The organism is Streptomyces sp. NPDC058291 (assembly GCF_042880855.1).
GTDB lineage: Bacteria > Actinomycetota > Actinomycetes > Streptomycetales > Streptomycetaceae > Streptomyces.
Window position 1 is genome coordinate 8,111 of record NZ_JBHVYK010000042.1, and the last position, 26,051, is coordinate 34,161.

Genomic DNA, 26,051 nt, shown 5'->3' on the forward strand with positions numbered 1-26,051 from the left:
AGGGCGGCGGACGGGTAGGGCGGCGGACGGGTAGGGCGGCGGACGGGTAGGGCGGCGGACGGGTAGGGCGGAGGACGGGTAGGGCGGAGGATGTCCGGTTGACCGTCGGGGGACGGTCGGTCGAACCGCCACCACCCGGCCACCGCCACCCGGCCACCCGCCACCCGGGCGGGCGGCCACCCGGGCGGGCGGCCACCCGGGCGGGCGGAAGATCTTCTGTCTGACGTTCCCTGGAAATGAAATAGATGTCTCACGATCCGGACCAGGGGCAGAAAGTCCGGTCCGGTGAGTGAGACTGGGTCAACCGGAAACATCCGTAGACGGTATGAGGAAACGAGGTCGGATGATGCGTACGCGTCCGCTGAAGGTGGCGCTGCTGGGCTGTGGAGTGGTCGGCTCAGAGGTGGCGCGCATCATGACGACGCACGCCGACGACCTCGCCGCCAGGATCGGGGCCCCCGTGGAGCTCGCCGGTGTCGCGGTGCGGCGGCCGTCCCGGGTCCGGGAGGGCATCGACCCCGCCCTCGTCACCACCGACGCCACCGCCCTGGTCAAACGCGGGGACATCGACGTCGTCGTCGAGGTCATCGGCGGCATCGAGCCGGCTCGTACGCTCATCACCACCGCCTTCGAGTACGGCGCGTCCGTCGTCTCGGCGAACAAGGCGCTCCTGGCCCAGGACGGCGCCGCGCTGCACGCCGCCGCCGAGGAGCACGGCGAGGACCTCTACTACGAGGCCGCCGTCGCCGGCGCCATCCCGCTGATCCGGCCGCTGCGGGAGTCCCTCGCCGGGGACAAGGTGAACCGGGTGCTGGGCATCGTCAACGGCACCACCAACTTCATCCTCGACAAGATGGACTCCACCGGCGCCGGCTATCAGGAGGCCCTCGACGAGGCCACCGCCCTGGGCTACGCGGAGGCCGACCCGACGGCCGACGTCGAGGCGTTCGACGCCGCCGCCAAGGCCGCCATCCTCGCCGGGATCGCCTTCCACACGCGCGTGCGCCTCGACGACGTCTACCGCGAGGGCATGACCGAGGTGACGGCGGCCGACTTCGCCTCCGCCCGGGAGATGGGCTGCACCATCAAACTGCTCGCCATCTGTGAGCGGGCCGCCGACGGGGCCTCGGTCACCGCGCGGGTGCATCCCGCGATGATTCCGCTGAGCCATCCGCTCGCCTCGGTGCGCGGCGCCTACAACGCCGTGTTCGTCGAGTCGGACGCGGCCGGACAGCTCATGTTCTACGGCCCCGGCGCCGGCGGTGCTCCCACCGCCTCCGCCGTGCTCGGCGACCTGGTCGCCGTCTGCCGCAACCGGCTCAGCGGGGCGACGGGGCCCGGCGAGTCGGCGTACGCCGCGTTGCCGGTGTCGCCGATGGGCGATGTCGTCACCCGGTATCACATCAGTCTCGACGTCGCGGACAAGCCTGGCGTTCTCGCCCAGGTCGCCACCGTCTTCGCCGAGCACGGCGTGTCCATCGACACCGTGCGGCAGCAGGGCCGACTGGACGGAAGCGGCGAGGCCTCCCTCGTCGTCGTCACCCATCGCGCGTCCGACGCCTCCCTCACCGGGACCGTCGAGGCACTGCGCAAGCTCGACACCGTGCGGGGTGTCGCAAGCATCATGCGGGTTGAAGGAGAGTAACCAGCAATGACCCACCAGTGGCGCGGAATCATCGAGGAGTACCGGGACCGGCTGCCGGTATCCGACAGCACGCCCGTCGTGACACTCCGTGAGGGCGGCACGCCACTCGTGCCCGCGCAGGTGCTCTCCGAGCGCACGGGCTGCGAGGTCCACCTCAAGGTGGAGGGCGCCAACCCCACCGGGTCCTTCAAGGACCGGGGCATGACCATGGCCATCACGCGGGCCAAGGAGGAGGGCGCGCAGGCCGTCATCTGCGCCTCCACGGGCAACACCTCCGCCTCCGCCGCCGCGTACGCCGTGCGCGCGGGGATGGTCTCGGCCGTCCTCGTCCCGCAGGGCAAGATCGCCCTCGGCAAGATGGGGCAGGCGCTCATCCACGGCGCGAAGATCCTCCAGGTCGACGGCAACTTCGACGACTGCCTCACGCTCGCCCGTGCGCTGAGCGACAACTACCCGGTGGCGCTGGTCAATTCGGTGAACCCGGTGCGCATCGAGGGGCAGAAGACGGCCGCCTTCGAGATCGTGGACATGCTCGGTGACGCCCCCGACATCCATGTCCTGCCGGTCGGCAACGCGGGCAACATCACCGCGTACTGGAAGGGGTACCAGGAGTACGCCGCCGACAAGATCGCCGCACGGACGCCCCGCATGTGGGGCTTCCAGGCGTCCGGCAGCGCGCCCATCGTGCGCGGCGAGGTCGTCAAGGACCCGTCGACGATCGCCACCGCGATCCGTATCGGCAACCCGGCCTCCTGGAAGTTCGCCCTGGCCGCGCAGGAGGAGTCCGGCGGCTTCATCGACGAGGTGACGGACCGTGAGATCCTGCGCGCGTACCGGCTGTTGGCCGCTCAGGAGGGTGTCTTCGTGGAGCCCGCGTCCGCCGCGTCCGTGGCCGGTCTGCTGAAGGCGGCCGAGCAGGGCAAGGTCGACCCGGGGCAGCGGATCGTGTGCACCGTCACCGGCAACGGTCTGAAGGACCCCGACTGGGCCGTCGCCGGCGCCCCGCAGCCGGTCACCGTCCCGGTCGACGCGGCGACGGCAGCCGAGCGCCTCGGGCTCGCCTGAGCGACACGACCGGCACCACCGGTCTCGGTTCTCCCGACGACGACCTGTGAGCGGTCCGCAGGCCGACTCCAAGGCCGACTCCGGGGCCGCATCACGGGCCGACTCGAAGGCCGGATCACGGGCCGACCCCAAGGCCGGATCACGGATCGGCTCGCAGGTCGGGGCGCGGATCGGCTCGCAGGTCGGCTCCGTCCCCCGGCGACCTGCGCAATCTCGGTGATCCAGGCTCTCCCACCCCCCGGCGGCCGCGCGAGCATCCCGTCGGCAGTCCGGCAGTCCGGCAGTCCGGCAGTCCGGCAGTCCGGCAGTCCGGCAGTCCGGCAGTCCGGCAGTCCGGGAGTCCGGCAGTCCGGCAGTCCCGGGGCCCGGGCGGTTCCCGGCGCGCCGCGGACGACCAGCCGGAGACCCCGCCGCCCGGCGACTGCGGCGACCCGCCGGGCGGCCGGCCGGGGAGTTTTCCGGTGGGGGCACAGGGGGCTTACGACACGCATCGTGCGCCTCCTGTGCGCCCTATGTCGCCGCAGAACCTTCCTTCGATAGGCTGTACACAACCCGCCCGCCGCATATGCCGCAGTGCCGCGTCGCCGCCGCGGTCCCGGGTCCTCATCTACGCATCGCATCGCATCTCATTCGACAGTTCCGCAGCTCAAGGAGAGTCATCGCGAGATGGCCGGTCCCGCCTTCCGCGCAGCCCCCGTCCGGGTGCGCGTCCCCGCCACCAGCGCCAACCTCGGCCCGGGCTTCGACGCCTTCGGCCTCGCGCTGGGACTCTTCGACGACGTGGTCGTCCGGGTGGCCGACTCAGGGCTGCACATCGACATCGCGGGGGAGGGCAGCGAGACACTCCCCCGGGACGAGAAGCACCTCCTCGTCCGGTCCCTGCGCACGGCCTTCGACGTCCTCGGCGGTCAGCCGCGCGGCCTCGAGATCGTCTGCGCCAACCGCATCCCGCACGGCCGGGGCCTCGGCTCCTCGTCGGCCGCGATCTGCGCCGGCATCGTCGCCGCGCGCGCGGTGACCATAGGCGGCGAGAACAAGCTCGACGACGCGGGTCTGCTGGAGCTCGCGACCGAGATCGAGGGGCATCCGGACAACGTCGCGGCCTGTCTGCTCGGCGGGTTCACCCTGTCCTGGATGGAGGCGGGCGCCGCGCGGGCCATCAGGATGGAGCCCGCCGATTCCATCGTTCCGGTGGTTTTCGTGCCCGGGAAACCGGTGCTCACCGAGACCGCGCGCGGACTGCTCCCGCGCTCCGTCCCGCACGTCGACGCCGCCGCCAACGCGGGCCGGGCCGCACTGCTCGTCGAGGCCCTCACGCGACGCCCCGAACTGCTGCTGCCGGCCACCGAGGACCGGCTGCACCAGGAGTACCGCGCGCCGGCCATGCCGGACAGCGCGGCACTGGTGGAGCGGCTGCGCTCCGACGGCATCCCCGCGGTGATCTCCGGCGCCGGACCCACCGTGATGGCCCTGGCCGACGCGGGGACGGCCGACAAGATCGAGGCCTCGGCCGGCGCGGACTGGGCCGCGAACCGCCTGGCCCTGGACCTGCGAGGGGCGAGCGTGCTGCCCCTGGCGCCCTCCGGCGACATCTAGAAGTGCACGGTTGCCGGATTTCGAGAGGGGGAATGTTTGTTGGATCCGGTAGTGTTAATCTCAAGTCTGCACCCGACCCCACCATGGCGAGGTGCTTTGTGTCCCCCTTCGGGACAGACATTCTTCCGGGAGCTTCCCAAACCGCACTGCGTTCCGTACGTCGTACCTGGGCAGTACGCCGTGCAGCGACGCTGAGCGGTTTTCGGGGCACGCTCCGGAATCGGTGCGACCACGCCGCGTGACACTGGGTGTCACGGCTCGTCGCGGTAGCGCCATCACCAGCACACACTCTTCCGCCGCTTTGGCGGACCACCGCCCCGGCTTCGCCACAGCAAGGACCGAAGTCGGACAGCACAAACGGTCGCCGAGCCAGACAGGCCGACGTCCGCTCCAGGGAAGGACCCTTCGTGAGCGACACCACCGATCTGATGGGCGCACGTGTCGAGGAGACCGCTGCCGCGCCCGCCACGGACGCCTCCGCGCCTGCCACCGGTGCGGGCTCCCGGCGGCGCCGCGGTACCGGCCTCGACGGCATGGTGCTGGCAGAGCTGCAGCAGGTCGCATCCGGACTCGGTATCAGGGGCACCGCGCGGATGCGCAAGAGCCAGCTGATCGAGGTCATCAAGGAGGCGCAGGCGGGCAACGCCGCCCCCGCGAAGGCCACCGCCTCGGCGGACGCCGCCGAGACCAAGCCCAAGCGCCGCGCCACCTCCAAGGCCCGCACGGGTGAGGCCGCCGAGAAGAAGGCGGACGCCGCCCCGGCCGAGGCCCCCGCCGAGAAGGCCGTGGCCCAGCAGCAGATCGAGATCCCGGGCCAGCCGGCCGGCGGAGAAGCCCCCGTCGAGCGCCGTCGCCGCCGCGCCACCGCCGACGCGGGCAGCCCGGAGACGGTCGTCGCCGAGGCCAAGAGCGCCGCGAAGACCGAGGCGCCCGCCCCGGCGCAGAGCGAGGCCCAGGGCCAGCCGCAGGGCGACGCCCGCAACGACGCCGACGGCGCCGAGGGCCGCCGCCGCGACCGCCGTGAGCGCGGCCGCGACCGTGGCGACCGCAACGACCGCGGGGAGCGCGGCGACCGCCGCAAGGGCGACGACCAGCAGGGCGGCCAGCAGCAGCGTGGCGGCCAGCAGCAGGGTCAGCAGCAGAGTGGCGGCCGGCAGGACCGTCAGGACCGCCAGCAGCGTGACAACGGCCCGCAGGACGACGACGACTTCGAGGGCGGCCGGCGTGGCCGTCGCGGCCGTTACCGCGACCGCCGCGGCCGTCGCGGGCGCGACGAGATCGGCACCCCGGAGCCGCAGCTCGCCGACGACGACGTCCTGATCCCCGTCGCGGGCATCCTGGACATCCTCGACAACTACGCCTTCATCCGGACGTCGGGCTACCTGCCGGGTCCGAACGACGTCTACGTCTCCCTCGCCCAGGTCCGCAAGAACGGCCTGCGCAAGGGCGACCACGTCACCGGCGCGGTCCGCCAGCCCAAGGAAGGCGAGCGGCGCGAGAAGTTCAACGCGTTGGTCCGTCTCGACTCCGTCAACGGCATGGCGCCCGAACACGGCCGCGGCCGACCGGAGTTCAACAAGCTGACCCCGCTCTACCCGCAGGACCGCCTCCGGCTGGAGACGGACCCGGGCGTGCTGACCACCCGGATCATCGACCTCGTGTCGCCGATCGGCAAGGGCCAGCGCGGTCTGATCGTGGCCCCGCCGAAGACCGGCAAGACCATGATCATGCAGGCGATCGCCAACGCGATCACGCACAACAACCCCGAGTGCCACCTGATGGTCGTCCTGGTCGACGAGCGTCCGGAAGAGGTCACCGACATGCAGCGGTCGGTCAAGGGCGAGGTCATCTCCTCGACCTTCGACCGTCCCGCCGAGGACCACACCACGGTCGCCGAGCTCGCCGTCGAGCGCGCCAAGCGGCTGGTGGAGCTGGGCCACGACGTCGTCGTGCTGCTCGACTCGATCACGCGTCTGGGCCGTGCGTACAACCTCGCCGCGCCCGCCTCCGGCCGCATCCTGTCCGGTGGTGTCGACTCGACCGCCCTGTACCCGCCGAAGCGCTTCTTCGGTGCGGCCCGCAACATCGAGGACGGCGGCTCGCTGACCATCCTCGCCACCGCGCTGGTGGACACCGGGTCCCGCATGGACGAGGTGATCTTCGAGGAGTTCAAGGGCACCGGCAACATGGAGCTCAAGCTCGACCGCAAGCTCGCCGACAAGCGCATCTTCCCGGCGGTGGACGTGGACGCGTCCGGCACCCGTAAGGAAGAGATCCTGCTCGGCAACGACGAGCTGGCCGTCGTCTGGAAGCTGCGCCGGGTGCTGCACGCGCTCGACCAGCAGCAGGCGATCGAGCTGCTGCTCGACAAGATGAAGCAGACGAAGTCGAACGGCGAGTTCCTGCTGCAGATCCAGAAGACGACGCCGTCGCCGGGCAACAACAACGACTGACGACCGTCGCCGCAGACCGGTGGAGAAGGGCCGCCCCTCACTTTCGAGGGGCGGCCCTTTCCGTTGCCGGAGCGCCCGTCGGCCCGCTCCTGCCGTACCGGGGCGACGGCAGCACGGGCGGTGTGATCTTTTCCGCAGGCATACCGCTCGGCGCGCACCTCGCGCGGTACGACGCCTCGGCTGAAACCGCAGGTGAGCGCGGGCGTCCGCGCTCACCTGCGTGACGCTTCGTGTCCGTCCGCTCGCGGTCCGGACACGGGGCGTTCGTGCAACCCTGTCCCGAGTTTCCCCGTCTGACCCGGCGGAGTGACGATGGTGAGGTCGAACGAGAACCGAGGAGCGCATGTCCGCCGAGAGCACGCCGGAGCCCGGCATACCGGGCGAGGCCGGCACAACGAGCGGGGCCGACGGCAGCAACGGCCCGCGCCACCGCAGACAGCGGGGCAGGCGCAAGGGGCTGCTGATCGCCGCGTGGACCGCCGCGGGCATCGTCGTGCTGGGCGGCACGGGCGTGGGCTACCTGTACTTCAAGCTCAACGGCAACATCAAGAGCGTCGACATCGACCAGGCGCTGGGCACGGACCGGCCCACCAAGGCCGACAACGGCTCCGAGAACATCCTCGTCCTCGGCTCGGACACCCGCTCCGGAGCCAACCGGAAGCTGGGCGGCGGCGCCGACGACGGCAGCGCCCGCTCCGACACGGCGATGATCATTCACGTGTACAAGGGCCACAAGAAGGCCAGCGTGGTCTCCATCCCACGCGACACGCTCATCGACCGCCCCGCCTGCACGGACGCCAAGGGCGTCGGGCACGACGCCGCGTCCGACGCGATGTTCAACTCGGCGTACTCGACGGGCGGCGCGGCCTGCGCCGTGAAGACGGTCGAGTCGATCAGCGGCGTCCGTATGGACCACTACCTCGAAGTGGACTTCTCCGGCTTCGAGAAGCTCATCGACGAACTCGGCGGCGTCCGGGTCACCACCACCAAGGCCATCAAGGACCCCGACAGCCATCTGGACCTCAAGGCCGGCGCGCACACCCTCGACGGCGAGCAGGCCCTCGGCCTGGTCCGCACCCGGCACGGCGTCGGCGACGGCTCCGACCTGGGGCGCATCCAGCTCCAGCAGGCCTTCATCAAGGCGCTCGTCGACCAGGTCAAGCACGTCGGCCTGTTCAACAGCGGCACGAAGCTGTACGGCCTCGCCGACACCGCCACCAAGGCCGTCACGACCGACTCCCACCTCGCCTCGCTGAACTCCCTGATGTCGTTCGTCAACGGCCTCAAGGGCATCAGCGCGACCAACATGAACATGGTCACGATGCCGGTCCTGTACGACCCGTCCAACCCCAACCGGGTCATCGTCTCGGAGACGAAGGCCAAGCAGGTCTGGGCGGCCCTGAAGAACGACCGGCCCATTCCCGCGGCGGCCACAGCGGGCAACGCGACGGGCGAGGCGGCCGGGGTCGTCACGTCGTCGTAGACGGCGTGAGGCAGCCGTGAGGCAGGCGTGGGGCCCCTCGTGGGCCCGCGCCCGGCCAGGAGTCCCGGCCCGCGCCGTGGCGGGACGGCAGCCCGGTCTCCCGGGCCCTGCGCCGGCAGGGCGCGGCCGCGCGCCGCGGTGAGGACGAGGTCCCGGCCTCCGGGCCGAATCGCCGACGGCGGGCAGGTCGCCCGTGGTCCCGTCGCCGCACATCCTCGCCGGCGATCACGGCCCGCGGCTCGTGACTCGTCGCCGCGCCCTCCCTCTTCCGGCCCCCGGGAATAGATCGCCCCACCCCCCGGTTTTGGGGGATGCGGCCAGTCCTGGCAGACTGGTACGTCGGCTCCGGTTCACGCTCGTCGTATCCCGCGGCAGCGACCCGGCGCCCTCCCGAAACTAGGAGACACCTTGAAGCGCGACATTCACCCCGAGTACGTCGAGACGCAGGTCAGCTGCACCTGTGGCGCGTCGTTCACCACCCGCAGCACGATCGAGGGCGGCAACATCCGCGCCGACGTCTGCTCCGAGTGCCACCCGTTCTACACGGGCAAGCAGAAGATCCTCGACACCGGTGGCCGTGTGGCCCGCTTCGAGGCCCGCTTCGGCAAGGCCGCCGCCGGCTCCACGAAGTAGCGAGCCCCTCTTCGCCGGTCCACGGCAGTGTCCCCGTCCGGGGCACGCCGGGACCGGCGTTTTTGGTCGCCCGCCCTTCCCCCCGTTCGTCATTTCAGGAGCCCACCATGTTCGAGGCCGTCGAGGAGCTGCTCGGAGAGCACGCCGACCTGGAGAAGACGCTCGCCGACCCGTCGGTCCACGCCGACCAGGCCAACGCGCGCAAGCTGAACAAGCGCTACGCCGAGCTGACCCCCATCGTCGGCACGTACCGCTCCTGGAAGCAGACCGGGGAGGACGTCGAGACCGCGCGCGAGTACGCCGCCGACGACCCGGACTTCGCGGCCGAGGTCAAGGAGCTGGAGAAGCAGCGCGAGGAGCTCACCGAGAAGCTGCGGCTGCTCCTCGTGCCCCGGGACCCGTCCGACGACAAGGACGTCATCCTGGAGATCAAGGCCGGCGCGGGCGGCGACGAGTCGGCCCTGTTCGCCGGCGACCTGCTGCGGATGTACCTGCGCTACGCCGAGCGCGTCGGCTGGAAGACCGAGATCATCGACGCCACCGAGTCCGAGCTGGGCGGCTACAAGGACGTCCAGGTCGCCGTGAAGACCAAGGGCGGCCAGGGCGCGACCGAGCCCGGGCAGGGCGTGTGGGCGCGGCTGAAGTACGAGGGCGGCGTGCACCGGGTGCAGCGGGTGCCCGCGACCGAGTCCCAGGGGCGCATCCACACCTCCGCCGCCGGCGTGCTCGTGACGCCCGAGGCCGAGGAGGTCGACGTCGAGATCAACGCCAACGACCTGCGCATCGACGTCTACCGGTCGTCCGGTCCCGGCGGCCAGTCCGTCAACACCACCGACTCCGCCGTGCGCATCACGCACCTTCCCACCGGAGTCGTCGCCTCCTGCCAGAACGAGAAGAGCCAGCTGCAGAACAAGGAGCAGGCGATGCGTATCCTGCGCTCCAGGCTGCTGGCGGCGGCGCAGGAGGAAGCGGAGCGGGAGGCCGCCGACGCCCGGCGCAGCCAGGTCCGCACCGTCGACCGCTCCGAGAAGATCCGCACGTACAACTACCCGGAGAACCGCATCTCGGACCACCGGGTCGGCTTCAAGTCCTACAACCTGGACCAGGTCCTGGACGGCGACCTCGACGCGGTGATCCAGGCGTGCGTCGACGCGGACTCGGCCGCCAAGCTCGCGGCCGCGTAGGCGATGTAGGACGTACGCACGACGAGGACGACACGGAGGACGCGCGTGCAGCAATCATTTGGGGGACGCCCCCCAAGCCCCCGCAGTCTGCTGCTCGCTGAGGTAGCTCAGGCCACCCAGCGGCTGGCCGACGCCGGCGTGCCCTCGCCGCGCAACGACGCGGAGGAGCTCGCCGCATTCGTGCACGGCGTGAAGCGCGGTCAGCTCCACTCCGTGCAGGACTCCGACTTCGACGCCCGCTACTGGGAGGTCATCGCCCGGCGCGAGCAGCGCGAGCCGCTGCAGCACATCACCGGGCGGGCCTTCTTCCGGTACCTGGAGCTCCAGGTCGGCCCCGGCGTCTTCGTGCCGCGTCCCGAGACCGAGTCGGTCGTCGGCTGGGCCATAGACGCCGTGCGCGCCATGGACGTCGTCGAGCCCCGGATCGTGGACCTGTGCACCGGCAGCGGCGCCATCGCGCTCGCCCTCGCCCAGGAGGTGCCGCGCTCGCGCGTGCACGCCGTGGAACTGTCCGAGGACGCCCTGCGCTGGACGCGCAAGAACATGGAGGGGTCCAGGGTCGACCTGCGGCAGGGGGACGCCCTGGACGCCTTCCGCGACCTCGACGGCCAGGTCGACCTGGTCGTCTCCAACCCGCCGTACATCCCGCTCACCGAGTGGGAGTACGTCGCCCCCGAAGCCCGGGACTACGACCCCGAACTCGCCCTGTTCTCCGGCGAGGACGGCCTCGACCTGATCCGCGGCATCGAGCGCACCGCACACCGGCTGCTGCGCCCCGGCGGCGTCGTCGTCATCGAGCACGCCGACACCCAGGGCGGCCAGGTGCCGTGGATCTTCACCGAGGAACGGGGCTGGGCCGACGCGGCCGACCACCCCGACCTCAACAACCGGCCGCGCTTCGCCACCGCCCGCAGGGCGATGCCGTGAGCGTCGTGCCCGATACTTTCGACCCGCAGCAGGACGCGCGCGCAGACGCGCACAGGTACTTCGTGTACGAGGAGGCCCGCTAATGGCACGGCGATACGACACCAACGACGCGACCGACCGCGTGACCGGTCTGCGCGAGGCCGCGTCCGCCGTGCGCCGTGGCGAGCTCGTGGTCCTCCCGACCGACACGGTGTACGGGATCGGCGCCGACGCGTTCTCCTCGGAGGCCGTCGCCGACCTGCTGGCCGCCAAGGGCCGGGGCCGCAACATGCCCACCCCCGTCCTCATCGGCTCCCCGAACACGCTGCACGGCCTCGTCACGGACTTCTCCGAGATGGCCTGGGAACTGGTCGACGCGTTCTGGCCGGGCGCGCTGACGCTCGTCGCCAGGCACCAGCCGTCCCTGCAGTGGGACCTGGGCGACACCCGCGGCACGGTCGCCGTGCGGATGCCGCTGCACCCGGTCGCCATCGAGCTGCTCACCGAGGTCGGCCCGATGGCGGTCTCCTCCGCCAACCTCACCGGCCACCCCTCGCCGGAGAACTGCGACTCCGCCCAGGAGATGCTCGGCGACTCCGTCTCCGTCTACCTCGACGGCGGCCCGACCCCCGGCAACGTGCCCTCCTCGATCGTCGACGTCAGCCGCGAGACGCCGCTGCTGCTGCGTGCCGGCGCGATCTCCGCGGACGAGCTGCGCAAGGTCGTACCCGACCTCGAGGTGGCGAATTGACAGCCCCTGACGCGGGGCGTGGCATAGGCAACGGGGAACGTGCCGCGGAGCAGACGACGACGTTCGGGTATCCGCGCGACACCTTCCGCATCCTCCACGTCAGCACCGGAAACGTCTGCCGCTCGCCCATCACCGAGCGGCTGACCCGGCATTTCGTGTCACAGCGGCTCGGGCTGCTGGGGGGCGGGCTGATCGTGGAGAGCGCGGGCACCTGGGGCCACGAGGGCGCGCCCATGGAGGCCAACGCGGAGACCGTGCTGGCCGACTTCGGCGCGGACGCCTCCGGCTTCACCGGCCGGGAGCTGCTCGACGAGCACGTCATCATGGCCGACCTGGTCCTGACGGCGACCCGCGACCACCGCGCCCAGGTCATCTCCATGGGCCACTCGGCGGGCCTGCGCACGTTCACCCTGAAGGAGTTCACCCGCCTGGTGAACGCCATCGACCCGGCCACCCTGCCCCCGGTGGACGAGGGCGTCGTGATGCGCGCCCGGGCCCTGGTCCGCGCCGCGGCGGCGCTGCGCGGGTGGCTCCTGGCCCCGACACTGGAGGCGGACGAGGTCTACGACCCGTACGGGGCGCCCCTGCCGTTCTTCCGCTCGATCGGCGACGAGATACACCAGGCGCTGGACCCGGTCGTCACAGCGCTCACCGGCGTCCCCGCGACGACCACCTAGCGCCCGCCGGCGCCCCGCCAGGACGCCGGGGCCGCGCACCCGTCCCACGGGAGGGTGCGGAGACCGCGCGCGCCACCCGCCCCGGGCCTACATTGGACGTACGTCACCGTCGTCGCCCCGGAGCGCCCCATGTCGGTCACCCATGTCCCCGAGGCCGATGTCCTGCGCCGGCAGGATCCCGAGCTGGCCGAGATCCTGCTCGGGGAACGGGAGCGGCAGGCGTCCACGCTGCAACTGGTCGCCGCGGAGAACTTCGCCTCGCCCGCCGTGCTGGCCGCGCTGGGCTCGACGCTCGCCAACAAGTACGCGGAGGGGTATCCCGGGGCCCGCCACCACGGCGGCTGCGAGATCGTCGACGTTGCCGAGCGCGTCGCCGTGGACCGGGCCAAGGAGCTGTTCGGGGCCGAGCACGCCAACGTCCAGTCCCACTCGGGGTCCTCGGCAGTGCTGGCCGCCTACGCGGCGCTGCTGCGGCCCGGCGACACGGTCCTCGCCCTCGGGCTGCAGCACGGCGGCCACCTGACCCATGGTTCGCCCGCCAACTTCTCCGGGCGCTGGTTCGACTTCGTTCCCTACGGGGTGGACGCGGAGACCGGGCTCATCGACCACGAACAGGTCCGCGCGCTGGCCCGCAGCCACCGGCCCAAGGCGATCGTGTGCGGGTCCATCGCCTATCCCCGCCACATCGACTACGCCCTCTTCCGCGAGGTGGCCGACGAGGTCGGCGCCTATCTCATCGCCGACGCCGCCCACCCCATCGGTCTCGTCGCCGGGGGAGCGGCGCCCAGTCCCGTGCCGTACGCCGACGTCGTCTGCGCCACCACGCACAAGGTGCTGCGCGGACCCCGCGGCGGGATGATCCTGTGCGGCGGCGACCTCGCCGAACGGGTGGACCGCGCCGTGTTCCCGTTCACGCAGGGCGGCGCGCAGATGCACACCGTCGCCGCGAAGGCGGTCGCGTTCGGCGAGGCGGCGACGCCCGCGTTTCGCGCGTACGCCCATCAGGTGGTCGCCAACGCGAGGGTGCTCGCGGCCGCTCTGGAGAGTGAGGGACTCACCGTCACGACCGGCGGGACCGACACCCACCTCATCACCGCCGACCCCGCCCCCCTCGGCGTGGACGGCCGCGCCGCGCGGGGGCTCCTCGCGGCCGCCGGGATGGTGCTGGACTGCTGCGCCCTGCCGCACCCGCATGCGCGCGGCCTGCGCCTGGGCACCGCCGCGCTGACCACCCAGGGCATGGGGGAGCAGGAGATGAGGCGGATCGCGGCGCTGCTGGCGGGGGTGGTGCGCAACGAGACCGAGGGCAGGAAGGCCCGCGAGGAGGCCCGCGAGCTGGCCCTGGCGTTTCCGCCGTATCCCGGCTGAACCGGGGGTACGCGTGCCGTGTGCGCGCTGTCTCGCACACCCCCGTGCGCCCCCGCACACAGGCTTGCGTGAAACCATCCTCAGTACCCGGCAGTCCTCACACGTATGCGCCGTGCGGCCGACGATCGCTAGGGTGTGGGACTGAGATGGCCAGCGAGACCTGTGGGGAAGCCCGTGCGTGAATACCTGCTGACGCTCTGCATCACGGCCGCGGTGACGTATCTGCTGACCGGGCCGGTACGCAAGTTCGCGATCGTGGCCGGAGCGATGCCGGAGATCAGGGCCCGTGACGTGCACCGGGAACCCACTCCGCGGCTCGGCGGGATCGCCATGTTCTTCGGCCTGTGCGCCGGTCTGCTGGTCGCGGACCATCTCACCAACCTCAACGAGGTCTTCGAGAAGTCGAACGAGCCGCGCGCCCTGCTCTCGGGCGCGGCGCTGATCTGGCTGATCGGCGTCCTGGACGACAAGTTCGAGATCGACGCGCTGATCAAGCTGGGCGGTCAGATGATCGCCGCCGGCGTCATGGTCATGCAGGGTCTGACGATCCTGTGGCTGCCCATCCCGCTCGTCGGCACGGTCGCGCTGACCCAGTGGCAGGGCACCCTGCTGACGGTGGCGCTGGTCGTCATCACCATCAACGCGGTGAACTTCGTGGACGGCCTCGACGGCCTGGCGGCCGGCATGGTGTGCATCGCGGCGGCCGCGTTCTTCATGTACGCCTACCGCATCTGGTACTCGTACGGCATCGAGGCCGCCGCTCCGGCGACGCTGTTCGCGGCGATCCTGATGGGCATGTGCCTGGGCTTCCTGCCGCACAACATGCACCCGGCGCGGATCTTCATGGGCGACTCGGGCTCGATGCTGATCGGGCTGGTGCTGGCCGCCGGCGCGATCTCCATCACGGGCCAGGTCGACCCCGACGTCATGAAGCTGTTCTCCGGGTCCGAGCGCAACGCCGTCCACCAGATGGTGCCGGTCTACATCCCGCTGGTGATGCCGCTGACGATCATCGCGATCCCGGCCGCCGACCTCGTCCTGGCGATCGTGCGCCGCACCTGGCGCGGTCAGTCGCCTTTCGCGGCGGACCGCGGGCATCTGCACCACCGACTGCTGGAGATCGGCCACTCGCACAGCCGCGCGGTGCTGATCATGTACTTCTGGTCGGCGCTGATCGCGTTCGGCGCGCTGGCCTACTCGGTCAACTCGGCCTCCATGTGGATCGTCCTCGGTGTGGTGGCGCTCAGCGCGGTCGGCCTGGGACTGCTTCTGCTGCCGCGCTTCACGCCGCGCACGCCGCGCTGGGCCGAGGCCTTCGTCCCGCCGCGCTACCGGCGGCGGGCGGGGACGGCGAGCGAGGCCGTGACGGCCTCCGCCGCCTCGCCGGCCGTGGCGGCGGCGCCGGTCGAGCGGACGCCGGAGACGGTCCCGGCCCGCGAGCCGGGCCCCCACCGCAAGCTGAACGGCAGCACCGCCCTGTCGGAGCGGGCCGCGCGGACGCGGACGCAGGAGCGCGAGCGGGCGTAGGGGCGCGAGCGTGAGCGCCCCCTCCCAGGGCCCCTCCCGGCGGTCAGGATCCGAGGGCGGCCCGGGCCTCCATCTCACCGCCGACAAGGTAAGAATCTGACTAGAGCATTGCCAAGTCGTGGGGGAATTGCGGGAGGGCAAACCTGGCCAATACCAGACAAGCTCCCCGCGATCCCGCCCAGACGCGCACTGTCACTCTCATGTGTGACAGCGAGCACACCCAGTAGGTAAAGACCTCATCAAATAGTTTGTGATACGGTTCACGAGTACCCCCGGACAGAGCCGATGGACCGCACCATGCCGGTCCGTCGGAGCGAGGCGGCGTGAGGTCTCTCGCCCCTCCTGCCGGGACTACGCTCGTCCATGACGACACCCTGCCCCCCTTGATTGCGGAGTTGCCGCCATGCAGTCCAACGACGTACGAACGCTCCTGCACTGTGCCCTGCCCACCGCTGTCGCGGGTGTGGCGGGAGTCGCGGTGAGCGCCGCCGTCGCCGGCGGCAAGGGAGCGCTCGGCGCCGTCTTCGGCGTGCTGCTCGTCGTGCTGTTCATGGGAGGCGGACTGGTGGTGCTGTTGCGTACCGCGCGCCAGTTCCCTCATCTGTTCCAGTCGATGGGGTTGTTGCTCTACACCACGCAGATCCTGTTGCTGATGATCATCCTGATCACTTTCAAGGGGACCTCGGTCTTCGATCCGAAATGCTTCGCGTTCACCCTGCTCGCCGCCACCCTCGTGTGGATCGCGGCTCAGGTGCGTTCGCACATGAAGGCCAAGATCCTCTACGTCGAGCCGGACTCCGCCCGGACGTCGTCGTGACCTGTAGGGCCGGTGTAAAGGGCCTTCCGCTCTTTTGCTATGGTCTCGCCACAACTGCGGCAGAGCTGGCGCGGGCGGCAAGCGTGCCTGTGACGTCTCACGGTTCGGAGCCCAGTCGCCGCCCCCTTATCCGCAAGTCCAGTCCAGTGCCGTCCCGCGGTCGCAGGCCGCGCCGACACATCGAGGTTGCCGTACCCATGCGCCACGCTGAAGGAGCTCGCGGTGAGTAACGCCAAGACGCTCGCCTTCGAGACCGACTGTCATATTTTCGACGGGTGCGGTTTCCCGACCCCCGGCCTGCACTCGTTCATGTTCGAGCCGCTCTTCACCGTCGGCGGCATCGAGTTCAACAAGCCGATGCTGCTCTCGCTGGTGAGCACCGTCGTCGTCATCGGGTTCTTCTGGGCGGCCTTCAACAAGCCGAAGCTGATCCCCGGCAAGCTCCAGATGGTCGGCGAAGCCGGCTACGACTTCGTACGCCGAGGTGTCGTCTACGAGACGATCGGCAAGCGCGAGGGCGAGAAGTACGTCCCGCTGATGTTCGCGCTGTTCTTCTTCATCTGGATCATGAACCTGTGGTCGATCATCCCGATCGCCCAGTTCCCGGCCACCGCCGTGATCGCCTTCCCGGCCGGTCTCGCCGCTCTGGTCTACGTCCTGTGGATGAGCATCACCTTCAAGCGGCACGGTTTCGTCGGTGGCTTCAAGAACATCACCGGCTACGACCGTTCGCTCGGCCCGGTGTTCCCGATGGTCATGTTCTTCGAGTTCCTGTCGAACGTGTTCATCCGGCCGTTCACGCACGCCGTCCGGCTCTTCGCGAACATGTTCGCCGGCCACGTTCTGATCCTGATCTTCACCATCGGAACCTGGTACCTGCTCAACGGCATCGGCATCGCCTACTCGGCGGTCTCGTTCCTGATGGTCCTCGTGATGACGGTCTTCGAGCTGTTCATCCAGGCCCTCCAGGCCTACGTCTTCATCCTCCTGTCCTGCAGCTACATCCAGGGCGCGCTCGCCGAGCACCACTGAGCACCCGCACCACCCACCCCTGAACTTCCGGTGGCCAACCCCCACCGGCCTGTGTAAAGAGAAGGAAGTTACGGCATGTCCGCTCTCGACACCCTCGCCGCGGTCCAGATCAAGGGCAACCTCGCTGCAATCGGCTACGGTCTCGCGGCCATCGGTCCCGGCGTCGGCGTTGGCATCATCTTCGGTAACGGCACGCAGGCCCTGGCCCGCCAGCCCGAGGCCGCCGGCCTGATCCGTCAGAACCAGATCCTCGGCTTCGTGCTCTGTGAGGCGCTCGCCCTGATCGGTCTGGTCATGGGCTTCGTCTACCCGAGCACCTGATCCGCGTCTGCGCTGACGAGAGAATTCCACGGAAGGAACTGATGTGATCTCGCCCTTGCTGCAACTCGCGGCTGAGGAGGAGGCCCAGAATCCTCTGATCCCGGAGATCCCCGAGCTCGTCATCGGTCTGATCGCGTTCGCGATCGTGTTCTTCGTCCTGGGCAAGAAGCTCCTTCCGAACATCAACAAGGTTCTGGAAGAGCGTCGCGACGCCATCGAGGGCGGGATCGAACAGGCCGAGATTGCTCGTACGGAGGCCCAGAGCGTTCTGGAGCAGTACAAGGCACAGCTCGCCGAGGCCCGTCACGAGGCCGCGCGCCTGCGCCAGGAGGCGCAGGAGCAGGGCGCCGCGCTCATCACGGAGATGCGTGCGGAAGGCCAGCGCCAGCGCGAGGAGATCGTCGCCGCCGGACACAGCCAGATCGAGGCCGACCGCAAGGCCGCCGCGTCCGCGCTGCGTCAGGACGTCGGCAAGCTCGCCACCGACCTGGCCGGCAAGCTCGTCGGCGAGTCCCTCGAGGACCACGCCCGGCAGAGCCGCGTCATCGACCGCTTCCTCGACGAGCTCGAGGAGAAGGCCGAGGCGTCTCGATGACCGCACACGGAGCGAGCCGCGAGGCATTCGCAGCAGCCCGTGAGCGTCTCGACGCGCTGACGGACTCCACGTCCGTGGACGCGGCGCTGCTCGCACAGGAGCTGGCGTCCGTCACGGCGCTGCTCCACGGCGAGATCTCGCTGCGTCGGGTCCTCACCGACCCGGCGCAGGCCGCCGACCGCAAGGCCGAGCTGGTCCAGCGCCTGCTCGGCAGCCAGATCAGCGGCCCCACCGCCGATCTGGTGGCCGGCACGGTGCGCTCCCGCTGGTCGCAGTCCCGCGACCTGGTGGACGTGCTGGAGGAGCTGGCGAACATCGCCGACCTCACCGCCGCGCAGAAGGCCGGCACGCTCGACGACGTCGAGGACGAGCTGTTCCGCTTCGGGCGGATCGTCTCCTCCAACACCGAGCTGCGCGCCGCACTGACCGACCGGAAGGCCACCGTCCCGGCCAAGAGCGAGCTGCTGCGCAGCCTGCTCGGCGGCCGGGCCGACGCGGCCACCGAGCGACTGGTGACGCGCCTGGTGACCGCGCCGCGTGGACGTAGCCTGGAAGCGGGCCTCGAGTCCCTGTCCAAGCTCGCCGCGGAGCGCCGCGACCGCATGGTCGCCGTCGTCACCTCGGCGGTGCCGCTGAGCGACCCGCAGAAGCAGCGCCTCGGCGCGGCCCTCGCGAAGCTCTACGGGCGCAGGATGCACCTCAACCTCGACGTGGACCCCGAGGTCCTCGGCGGGATCCGGGTGCAGGTCGGCGACGAAGTGATCAACGGCTCCCTCGCGGACCGCATCGAGGACGTCGCCCGCCGCATGGCGAGCTAGCAGCAACGCAAGACCGCAGTACGAACTGATGGCGGCCCTGGTTGGGCCGTGCAGAGGATTCACCTCTTCCAGGGGGGAGTCCCCATCCCCCCAAAGTGAAACTTCGGGCCCAACAAGGAGAGCAGGGAACCCAGATGGCGGAGCTCACGATCCGGCCGGAGGAGATCCGGGACGCGCTGGATAACTTTGTCCAGTCGTACAAGCCGGACGCGGCCTCGCGCGAGGAGGTCGGTACGGTCACCCTTGCCGGCGACGGCATCGCGAAGGTCGAGGGCCTCCCCTCGGCCATGGCCAACGAACTGCTGAGGTTCGAGGACGGCACCCTCGGTCTCGCGCTCAACCTCGAAGAGCGCGAGATCGGTACCGTCATCCTCGGCGAGTTCAACGGCGTCGAAGAGGGCCAGCCGGTCACCCGCACCGGAGAGGTCCTGTCCGTCGCCGTCGGCGAGGGCTACCTGGGCCGGGTCGTCGACCCGCTCGGCAACCCGATCGACGGCCTCGGCGAGATCGAGACGTCCGGCCGCCGTGCCCTGGAGCTTCAGGCTCCCGGTGTCATGGCCCGTAAGTCGGTCCACGAGCCGATGGAGACCGGCTACAAGGCCGTCGACGCGATGACCCCGATCGGCCGTGGTCAGCGTCAGCTGATCATCGGCGACCGCCAGACCGGCAAGACCGCCCTGGCCGTCGACACGATCATCAACCAGCGTGACAACTGGCGCACCGGCGACCCGAAGAAGCAGGTCCGCTGCGTCTACGTCGCCATCGGTCAGAAGGGCTCGACCATCGCCTCCGTGCGTGGCGCCCTCGAAGAGGCCGGCGCGCTGGAGTACACGACCATCGTCGCCGCCCCGGCGTCCGACCCGGCCGGCTTCAAGTACCTGGCGCCGTACACCGGTTCGGCCATCGGTCAGCAGTGGATGTACGAGGGCAAGCACGTCCTCATCATCTTCGACGACCTCTCGAAGCAGGCCGACGCCTACCGCGCCGTGTCGCTGCTGCTGCGCCGTCCGCCGGGCCGCGAGGCCTACCCGGGCGACGTCTTCTACCTGCACTCCCGTCTGCTGGAGCGCTGCGCGAAGCTCTCCGACGACCTGGGCGCCGGCTCGATGACCGGTCTGCCGATCGTCGAGACCAAGGCCAACGACGTCTCGGCGTTCATCCCGACCAACGTCATCTCCATCACCGACGGCCAGTGCTTCCTGGAGTCCGACCTGTTCAACGCCGGCCAGCGTCCGGCCCTGAACGTCGGCATCTCGGTCTCCCGCGTCGGTGGCTCCGCCCAGCACAAGGCCATGCGCCAGGTCTCGGGCCGGCTCCGCCTCGACCTCGCCCAGTACCGCGAGCTGGAGGCGTTCGCCGCCTTCGGTTCCGACCTGGACGCGGCGTCGAAGTCGCAGCTGGAGCGCGGTCAGCGCCTGGTCGAGCTGCTCAAGCAGCCGCAGTACCAGCCGATGCCGACCGAGGACCAGGTCGTCTCCGTGTGGGCCGGCACCACCGGCAAGATGGACGACGTCCCGGTCTCCGACGTCCGCCGCTTCGAGAAGGAGCTGCTGGACTACCTGCACCGCAAGGAGCAGGGCCTCATGACCTCCATCAAGGAGGGCGCGAAGATGTCGGACGACACCCTCACCGCCATTGCCGACGCCATCGCCGAGTTCAAGAAGCAGTTCGAGACCTCGGACGGCAAGCTTCTCGGCGAGGACGCCCCGGCCGCGGCCAAGTGACGTAAGGAAGGGACCTGACTCATGGGAGCCCAGCTCCGGGTCTACAAGCGTCGCATCCGATCCGTCACCGCGACCAAGAAGATCACCAAGGCGATGGAGATGATCGCCGCCTCGCGCGTCGTCAAGGCGCAGCGCAAGGTGGCGGCCTCCGCGCCGTACGCGACCGAGCTCACCCGCGCGGTCTCGGCGGTCGGTACCGGTTCCAACACCAAGCACCCGCTGACCACGGAGGCGGAGACGGCGACCCGTGCCGCGGTGCTGCTCCTCACGAGCGACCGCGGACTGGCCGGCGCCTTCAACTCCAACGCGATCAAGGCCGCCGAGCAGCTGACGGCGCGCCTGGAGTCGGAGGGCAAGGAGGTCGACACGTACATCGTCGGCCGCCGCGGTCTGGCCCACTACAAGTTCCGTGAGCGCGAGGTCGCGGAGTCGTGGTCGGGCTTCACCGACGAGCCCACCTACGCGGACGCGAAGAAGGTCGCGGGTCCGCTGATCGAGGCCATCGAGAAGGACACGGCGGAGGGCGGCGTGGACGAACTCCACATCGTCTTCACCGAGTTCGTGTCGATGATGACGCAGACGGCGCTCGGCGACCGTCTGCTGCCCCTCAGCCTCGACGAGGTGGCCCAGGAGTCGGCGCCGAAGGGCGAGATCCTTCCGCTGTACGACTTCGAGCCGTCGGCGGAGGACGTCCTCGACGCCCTGCTGCCGCGCTATGTGGAGAGCCGCGTGTACAACGCGCTTCTCCAGTCGGCGGCCTCCAAGCACGCCGCCACGCGGCGCGCGATGAAGTCGGCCACCGACAACGCGGGCGAGCTCATCGAGACGCTCTCCCGGCTTGCCAACGCGGCCCGCCAGGCCGAAATCACCCAGGAAATCAGCGAGATCGTCGGTGGCTCCGCAGCCCTGGCCGACGCGACCGCGGGGAGTGACAGGTAATGACGACGACAGTTGAGACGGCCGTTGCCACGGGCCGCGTCGCCCGGGTCATCGGCCCGGTCGTCGACGTGGAATTCCCCGTCGACGCCATGCCGGAGATCTACAACGCCCTTCACGTCGAGGTGGCCGACCCGGCCCTCGCCGGCGAGAAGAAGACGCTGACCCTGGAGGTCGCCCAGCACCTGGGTGACGGCCTGGTCCGCACGATCTCGATGCAGCCCACCGACGGTCTGGTCCGCCAGGCCCCGGTCACCGACACCGGCACGGGCATCACCGTCCCGGTCGGCGACTTCACCAAGGGCAAGGTGTTCAACACCCTCGGCGAGGTGCTGAACGTCGACGAGCAGTACGACGGCGAGCGCTGGTCCATCCACCGCAAGGCCCCGCGCTTCGACGAGCTCGAGTCGAAGACCGAGATGTTCGAGACCGGCGTCAAGGTCATCGACCTTCTCACCCCGTACGTCAAGGGTGGAAAGATCGGCCTGTTCGGCGGCGCCGGCGTCGGCAAGACGGTGCTCATCCAGGAGATGATCTACCGCGTCGCCAACAACCACGACGGTGTCTCCGTGTTCGCCGGTGTCGGCGAGCGCACCCGTGAGGGCAACGACCTCATCGAGGAGATGGCCGACTCGGGCGTCATCGACAAGACCGCCCTGGTCTTCGGCCAGATGGACGAGCCCCCGGGTACCCGTCTGCGCGTGGCGCTGGCCGGTCTGACCATGGCGGAGTACTTCCGCGATGTGCAGAAGCAGGACGTGCTGTTCTTCATCGACAACATCTTCCGCTTCACCCAGGCCGGTTCCGAGGTCTCGACCCTGCTCGGCCGCATGCCCTCCGCGGTGGGCTACCAGCCGAACCTGGCCGACGAGATGGGTCTCCTCCAGGAGCGCATCACCTCGACCCGCGGTCACTCGATCACCTCGATGCAGGCGATCTACGTCCCCGCGGACGACCTGACCGACCCGGCCCCGGCCACCACGTTCGCCCACCTCGACGCGACGACGGTTCTCTCCCGTCCGATCTCCGAGAAGGGCATCTACCCGGCCGTGGACCCGCTGGACTCCACGTCCCGCATCCTGGACCCCCGCTACATCGCGGCGGACCACTACAACACGGCGATGCGCGTCAAGACGGTCCTGCAGAAGTACAAGGACCTCCAGGACATCATCGCGATCCTCGGTATCGACGAGCTGGGCGAGGAGGACAAGCTCACCGTCCACCGCGCCCGTCGCGTCGAGCGCTTCCTGTCCCAGAACACCCACGTCGCCAAGCAGTTCACCGGCGTCGACGGGTCGGACGTCCCGCTGGACGAGTCGATCACCGCGTTCAACGCGATCATCGACGGCGAGTACGACCACTTCCCGGAGCAGGCGTTCTTCCTGTGCGGTGGCATCGAGGACCTGAAGGCCAACGCCAAGGAGCTGGGCGTCTCCTGAACTCCCTGAGTTCGCAGTGAGCCCTCCGGCTCACGTCTGAGGGGGCGGGCGCGTCCCGCCCCCTCTGCCACGCCCATTAGACTTGTAACCAACACCCGGCAGAATCCGCCGGGTGGTGACCCGAGGAGCCACCTTGGCTGCTGAGCTGCACGTCGCGCTGGTCGCGGCCGACCGAGAGGTCTGGTCCGGCGAGGCCACCCTGGTCGTCGCGCGCACCACGTCCGGCGACATCGGCGTCATGCCCGGTCACCAGCCGCTGCTCGGTGTGCTGGAGTCGGGCCCGGTGACCATCCGTACGAGTGATGGTGGAACGGTCGTCGCCGCGGTGCACGGCGGTTTCATCTCGTTCGCGGACAACAAGCTGTCGCTGCTGGCCGAGATCGCCGAGCTGTCGGACGAGATCGACGTCCAGCGCGTGGAGCGGGAGCTGGAGCGCGCGAAGGCGGAGGGCGACGCCGCCGCCGAGCGCCGCGCGGACGTACGACTGCGTGCGGCGGCCTCGCGCTGACCCAGGGCACAGCCGCATGACGTCACTCAGCCGCGGTCGGTTCCGGAGCAATCCGGCGCCGACCGCGGCTGAGGCAGATATGGATGTTTTTTCCGTTCCGTTACCTATTTCGGTACCCAGGAGACGAGGAGGTCGGTGTCGATGGTCCTCGCTCTGACTGTGTGCGGAATCGTCGTGGCGCTGATGGTGCTGGGGCTTTTCGTCTTCGGCCTGCGTCGCAGACTCATCCAGCGTTCCGGCGGCACCTTCGACTGTTCGCTGCGCTGGGACGTCGCCGAGGAACCGGACACCAGCGGAAAAGGCTGGAGTTACGGCGTCGCCCGCTACAACGGCGACCGCATCGAGTGGTACCGGGTCTTCTCCTACGCCTACCGTCCGCGCCGGGTCCTGGAGCGGGGCTCGATCGAGGTGGCCGGCCGACGGCTTCCCGACGGCGAGGAGGAGCTGGCGCTGCTGTCCGACGCGGTGGTCCTCGTCTGCCTGCACCGCGGCACGCGCCTCGAACTCGCCATGAGCGAGGACGCGTTGACCGGTTTTCTCGCCTGGCTGGAGGCGGCCCCGCCCGGCCAGCGGGTCAACGTGGCGTGAGCGCCTTCACCCTCCCCCGGAAGGAGACCCGGGAGAGGGTGAAGGTCATGCGGTCACACGGTCAGGCGAACTCGTTCACGAAAGTCCGCTGTTGATGGCGCTCACCAGCTCTCCGTTGCCGGTGTCGCCGCTGAACTCCCAGAAGAACGCGCCGCCCAGACCCTGGCTCTTGGCCCACGCCATCTTCCCGGCGATGGTGGCCGGGGTGTCGTAGGACCACCAGTTGCCGCCGCACTTCGCGTAGGCCGTGCCGGCGACGGTGCCGGTGGCCGGGCAGGACGTCTTGAGGACCTTGTAGTCCTCGATGCCCTGCTCATAGGTGCCGGCCGCCGGGCCGGTGGCCGTGCCGCCCGGGGCGTCCTGGGTGACGCCGGTCCAGCCCCGCCCGTAGAAGCCGATGCCGATGAGCAGCTTGCTCGCGGGCACGCCCTTCGCCTTGAACTTGGCCATCGCGTCGGCGGTCGTGAACCCGGCCGTCGGAATGCCGCTGTACGAGGTGAGGGGCGAGTGCGGGGCGGTCGGGCCCTGGGCCGCCCAGGCGCCGAAGAAGTCGTACGTCATCACGTTGTACCAGTTGACGTACTGGGCGGCGCCCGCGTAGTCGGCGGCGTCGATCTTGCCGCCGGAGGAGCCGTCCGCGGTGGTGGCCGCGGTGACCAGGTTGCCCGTGCCGAACTTGGCGCGCAGGGCCTGCATCAGGTTCTTGTAGGCCGCGGCGCCGCTGGTGTCGCAGGACAGACCGCAGGCGTTGGGGTACTCCCAGTCGATGTCGATGCCGTCGAAGACGTCGGCCCAGCGCGGGTCCTCGACCAGGTTGTAGCAGGACTGCGCGAACGCGGCCGGGTTGGCGGCGGCCTGGGCGAAGCCGCCGGACCAGGTCCAGCCGCCGAAGGACCACAGCACCTTGATGTTCGGGTACTTGGCCTTCAGCTGGCGCAGCTGGTTGAAGTTGCCGCGCAGCGGCTGGTCCCAGGTGTCGGCGACGCCGCTGACGGACTGGTCGGCGGTGAAGGCCTTGTCGTAGTCGGCGTAGGAGTCGCCGATAGCGCACTGGCCGTTGGTGACGTTGCCGAAGGCGTAGTTGATGTGCGTGATCTTGGCGGCCGAGCCGGACGTCACCAGGTTCTTGACGTTGTAGTTACGGCCGTAGATGCCCCACTCGGTGAAGTAGCCGAGCTTGACCTTGTCGCCGGTGGTCGGGGGAGTGGTGCCGCCGCCGGTGGTGCGGACGGCGACCGCGCCGCTGGCCGGTCCGGTCTGGTCGGCGGTGTCGCGGGCCTGGACGGTGTAGGAGTAGTCGGTGCCGGCGGTGAGACCGGTGTCGGAGTAGGAGGTCGTCGTCACCGTGGCGACCTTGGCGCCGTCGCGCAGGACGTCGTAGTTCTTGACGCCCTTGTCGTCGGTGGCGGCAGACCAGGCCAGCTTCACCGAGGTGTCGGTGACGGCGGACGCGGTCGGGGTGCCCGGGGCGGACGGGGCGGTGTCGCCCGGAACCGTCGTGCCGTCACAGCCGCCGCCGTTGAGCTTGCAGTTGGACGGCGAGCCGGATCCCGCGCCGTTGAAGCCGAAGGTGACCGAGGCGCCGGGGGCGAGGGAGCCGTTGTAGGACTTGTTCTTGGCGGTCCAGTGGAGGCCGGAGGACGTGACGTCGGCGTCCCAGGCCGAGGTGACGGACGTGCCGGAGGGGAAGTCCCACTCGACCGTCCATGAACTGATGGCGGCGGTGCCGGTGTTCTTCACCGTCCACCTGCCCTCGAAACCGGTGCCCCAGTCCGAGGCCTTGGTGTAGGTGGCGGTGGCGGTCGTCGCGGCCTGGGCTGGGCCGGCGAGGCCCACCAGGCCGGCCAGCGGGAGCAACAGCGTCGCGAACCCTGCCGCGGCTCTGTGTCTGAAGCGCATCCTGCGCCTCCTCGGGGGGAGTCGGGGGGCGTGACTGAGCCTTCACACCCACGGTGCCGCGAGAATAGAAAGGTCTGGACCACAGG

General features: G+C 70.0%; 23 protein-coding genes. 22 read left to right on the forward strand and 1 reads right to left on the reverse strand.

Annotated elements, in window-relative coordinates:
* The first annotated feature begins 346 nt into the window (after positions 1 to 346).
* The 22 genes from ACFVYK_RS21470 (at position 347) to ACFVYK_RS21575 (ending at position 24,066) form a co-directional block, all read left to right on the forward strand.
* Positions 347 to 1,645, forward strand: a complete 1,299-nt coding sequence (locus ACFVYK_RS21470) for a homoserine dehydrogenase (protein WP_389776364.1) — start codon at positions 347 to 349, stop codon at positions 1,643 to 1,645.
* A gap of 6 nt (positions 1,646 to 1,651) precedes the next feature.
* On the forward strand, positions 1,652 to 2,710 hold the full coding sequence (thrC, locus tag ACFVYK_RS21475; RefSeq protein WP_389776265.1) for a threonine synthase: 1,059 nt from the start codon (positions 1,652 to 1,654) through the stop codon (positions 2,708 to 2,710).
* A 666-nt stretch (positions 2,711 to 3,376) separates the two neighbouring features.
* Positions 3,377 to 4,306 (forward strand): homoserine kinase, encoded by a 930-nt coding sequence (gene thrB, locus ACFVYK_RS21480; protein ID WP_389776268.1) that lies wholly within the window; start codon positions 3,377 to 3,379, stop codon positions 4,304 to 4,306.
* A gap of 407 nt (positions 4,307 to 4,713) precedes the next feature.
* Positions 4,714 to 6,759 (forward strand): transcription termination factor Rho, encoded by a 2,046-nt coding sequence (rho, locus tag ACFVYK_RS21485; RefSeq protein WP_389776270.1) that lies wholly within the window; start codon positions 4,714 to 4,716, stop codon positions 6,757 to 6,759.
* A gap of 343 nt (positions 6,760 to 7,102) precedes the next feature.
* Positions 7,103 to 8,242: an LCP family protein gene (locus ACFVYK_RS21490; RefSeq protein WP_389776273.1), complete on the forward strand. Its 1,140-nt coding sequence runs from the start codon at positions 7,103 to 7,105 to the stop codon at positions 8,240 to 8,242.
* Positions 8,243 to 8,650: 408 nt separating this feature from the next.
* Complete coding sequence (gene rpmE / locus ACFVYK_RS21495; protein WP_256908612.1) at positions 8,651 to 8,875, forward strand: 50S ribosomal protein L31; 225 nt, start codon at positions 8,651 to 8,653, stop codon at positions 8,873 to 8,875.
* Between the two features lie 107 nt (positions 8,876 to 8,982).
* A complete protein-coding gene (gene prfA / locus ACFVYK_RS21500; protein WP_389776276.1) occupies positions 8,983 to 10,059 on the forward strand; it encodes a peptide chain release factor 1 in 1,077 nt (358 codons plus the stop codon).
* An 87-nt stretch (positions 10,060 to 10,146) separates the two neighbouring features.
* Entirely contained in the window at positions 10,147 to 10,986 is an 840-nt protein-coding gene (gene prmC, locus ACFVYK_RS21505) for a peptide chain release factor N(5)-glutamine methyltransferase (RefSeq protein WP_069770011.1), read from the forward strand.
* Between the two features lie 82 nt (positions 10,987 to 11,068).
* On the forward strand, positions 11,069 to 11,716 hold the full coding sequence (locus tag ACFVYK_RS21510; RefSeq protein ID WP_389776279.1) for an L-threonylcarbamoyladenylate synthase: 648 nt from the start codon (positions 11,069 to 11,071) through the stop codon (positions 11,714 to 11,716).
* Complete coding sequence (locus tag ACFVYK_RS21515) at positions 11,713 to 12,393, forward strand: protein-tyrosine-phosphatase (RefSeq protein ID WP_389776281.1); 681 nt, start codon at positions 11,713 to 11,715, stop codon at positions 12,391 to 12,393. Before ACFVYK_RS21510 ends, ACFVYK_RS21515 begins: the two co-directional genes overlap by 4 nt.
* Before the next feature lie 129 nt (positions 12,394 to 12,522).
* Positions 12,523 to 13,761: a serine hydroxymethyltransferase gene (gene glyA / locus ACFVYK_RS21520; protein WP_389776283.1), complete on the forward strand. Its 1,239-nt coding sequence runs from the start codon at positions 12,523 to 12,525 to the stop codon at positions 13,759 to 13,761.
* A 174-nt stretch (positions 13,762 to 13,935) separates the two neighbouring features.
* A complete protein-coding gene (locus ACFVYK_RS21525) occupies positions 13,936 to 15,288 on the forward strand; it encodes an MraY family glycosyltransferase (RefSeq protein WP_389776286.1) in 1,353 nt (450 codons plus the stop codon).
* Positions 15,289 to 15,691: 403 nt separating this feature from the next.
* Positions 15,692 to 16,105 carry a hypothetical protein gene (locus ACFVYK_RS21530; RefSeq protein ID WP_389776288.1) on the forward strand — a complete coding sequence of 138 codons (414 nt, stop codon included), beginning with the start codon at positions 15,692 to 15,694 and terminating at the stop codon, positions 16,103 to 16,105.
* 222 nt (positions 16,106 to 16,327) lie between these two features.
* Positions 16,328 to 17,137, forward strand: coding sequence for a F0F1 ATP synthase subunit A (atpB, locus tag ACFVYK_RS21535; RefSeq protein ID WP_109002603.1), 810 nt, complete (start codon positions 16,328 to 16,330; stop codon positions 17,135 to 17,137).
* A 75-nt stretch (positions 17,138 to 17,212) separates the two neighbouring features.
* Complete coding sequence (locus tag ACFVYK_RS21540) at positions 17,213 to 17,458, forward strand: F0F1 ATP synthase subunit C (protein ID WP_109002602.1); 246 nt, start codon at positions 17,213 to 17,215, stop codon at positions 17,456 to 17,458.
* Positions 17,459 to 17,501: 43 nt separating this feature from the next.
* Positions 17,502 to 18,053 carry a F0F1 ATP synthase subunit B gene (locus ACFVYK_RS21545; protein WP_389776292.1) on the forward strand — a complete coding sequence of 184 codons (552 nt, stop codon included), beginning with the start codon at positions 17,502 to 17,504 and terminating at the stop codon, positions 18,051 to 18,053.
* Positions 18,050 to 18,871 (forward strand): F0F1 ATP synthase subunit delta, encoded by an 822-nt coding sequence (locus tag ACFVYK_RS21550; protein WP_389776295.1) that lies wholly within the window; start codon positions 18,050 to 18,052, stop codon positions 18,869 to 18,871. Before ACFVYK_RS21545 ends, ACFVYK_RS21550 begins: the two co-directional genes overlap by 4 nt.
* Before the next feature lie 134 nt (positions 18,872 to 19,005).
* Positions 19,006 to 20,595, forward strand: a complete 1,590-nt coding sequence (atpA, locus tag ACFVYK_RS21555) for a F0F1 ATP synthase subunit alpha (RefSeq protein ID WP_389776298.1) — start codon at positions 19,006 to 19,008, stop codon at positions 20,593 to 20,595.
* A gap of 21 nt (positions 20,596 to 20,616) precedes the next feature.
* The gene (locus tag ACFVYK_RS21560) at positions 20,617 to 21,534 is read left to right on the forward strand and encodes a F0F1 ATP synthase subunit gamma (protein ID WP_389776301.1); all 918 of its coding nucleotides are present in this window, start codon (positions 20,617 to 20,619) and stop codon (positions 21,532 to 21,534) included.
* Positions 21,534 to 22,970: a F0F1 ATP synthase subunit beta gene (atpD, locus tag ACFVYK_RS21565; protein WP_389776304.1), complete on the forward strand. Its 1,437-nt coding sequence runs from the start codon at positions 21,534 to 21,536 to the stop codon at positions 22,968 to 22,970. The genes ACFVYK_RS21560 and atpD overlap by 1 nt, the downstream gene beginning before the upstream one ends.
* A 133-nt stretch (positions 22,971 to 23,103) precedes the next feature.
* Positions 23,104 to 23,478, forward strand: a complete 375-nt coding sequence (locus tag ACFVYK_RS21570) for a F0F1 ATP synthase subunit epsilon (protein WP_057584029.1) — start codon at positions 23,104 to 23,106, stop codon at positions 23,476 to 23,478.
* Between the two features lie 141 nt (positions 23,479 to 23,619).
* Complete coding sequence (locus ACFVYK_RS21575; protein ID WP_389776306.1) at positions 23,620 to 24,066, forward strand: DUF2550 domain-containing protein; 447 nt, start codon at positions 23,620 to 23,622, stop codon at positions 24,064 to 24,066.
* 75 nt (positions 24,067 to 24,141) lie between these two features.
* Here ACFVYK_RS21575 and ACFVYK_RS21580 read toward each other — a convergent pair whose 3' ends face one another.
* Entirely contained in the window at positions 24,142 to 25,965 is a 1,824-nt protein-coding gene (locus ACFVYK_RS21580; RefSeq protein WP_389776308.1) for a glycosyl hydrolase family 18 protein, read from the reverse strand.
* Positions 25,966 to 26,051 lie beyond the last annotated feature (86 nt).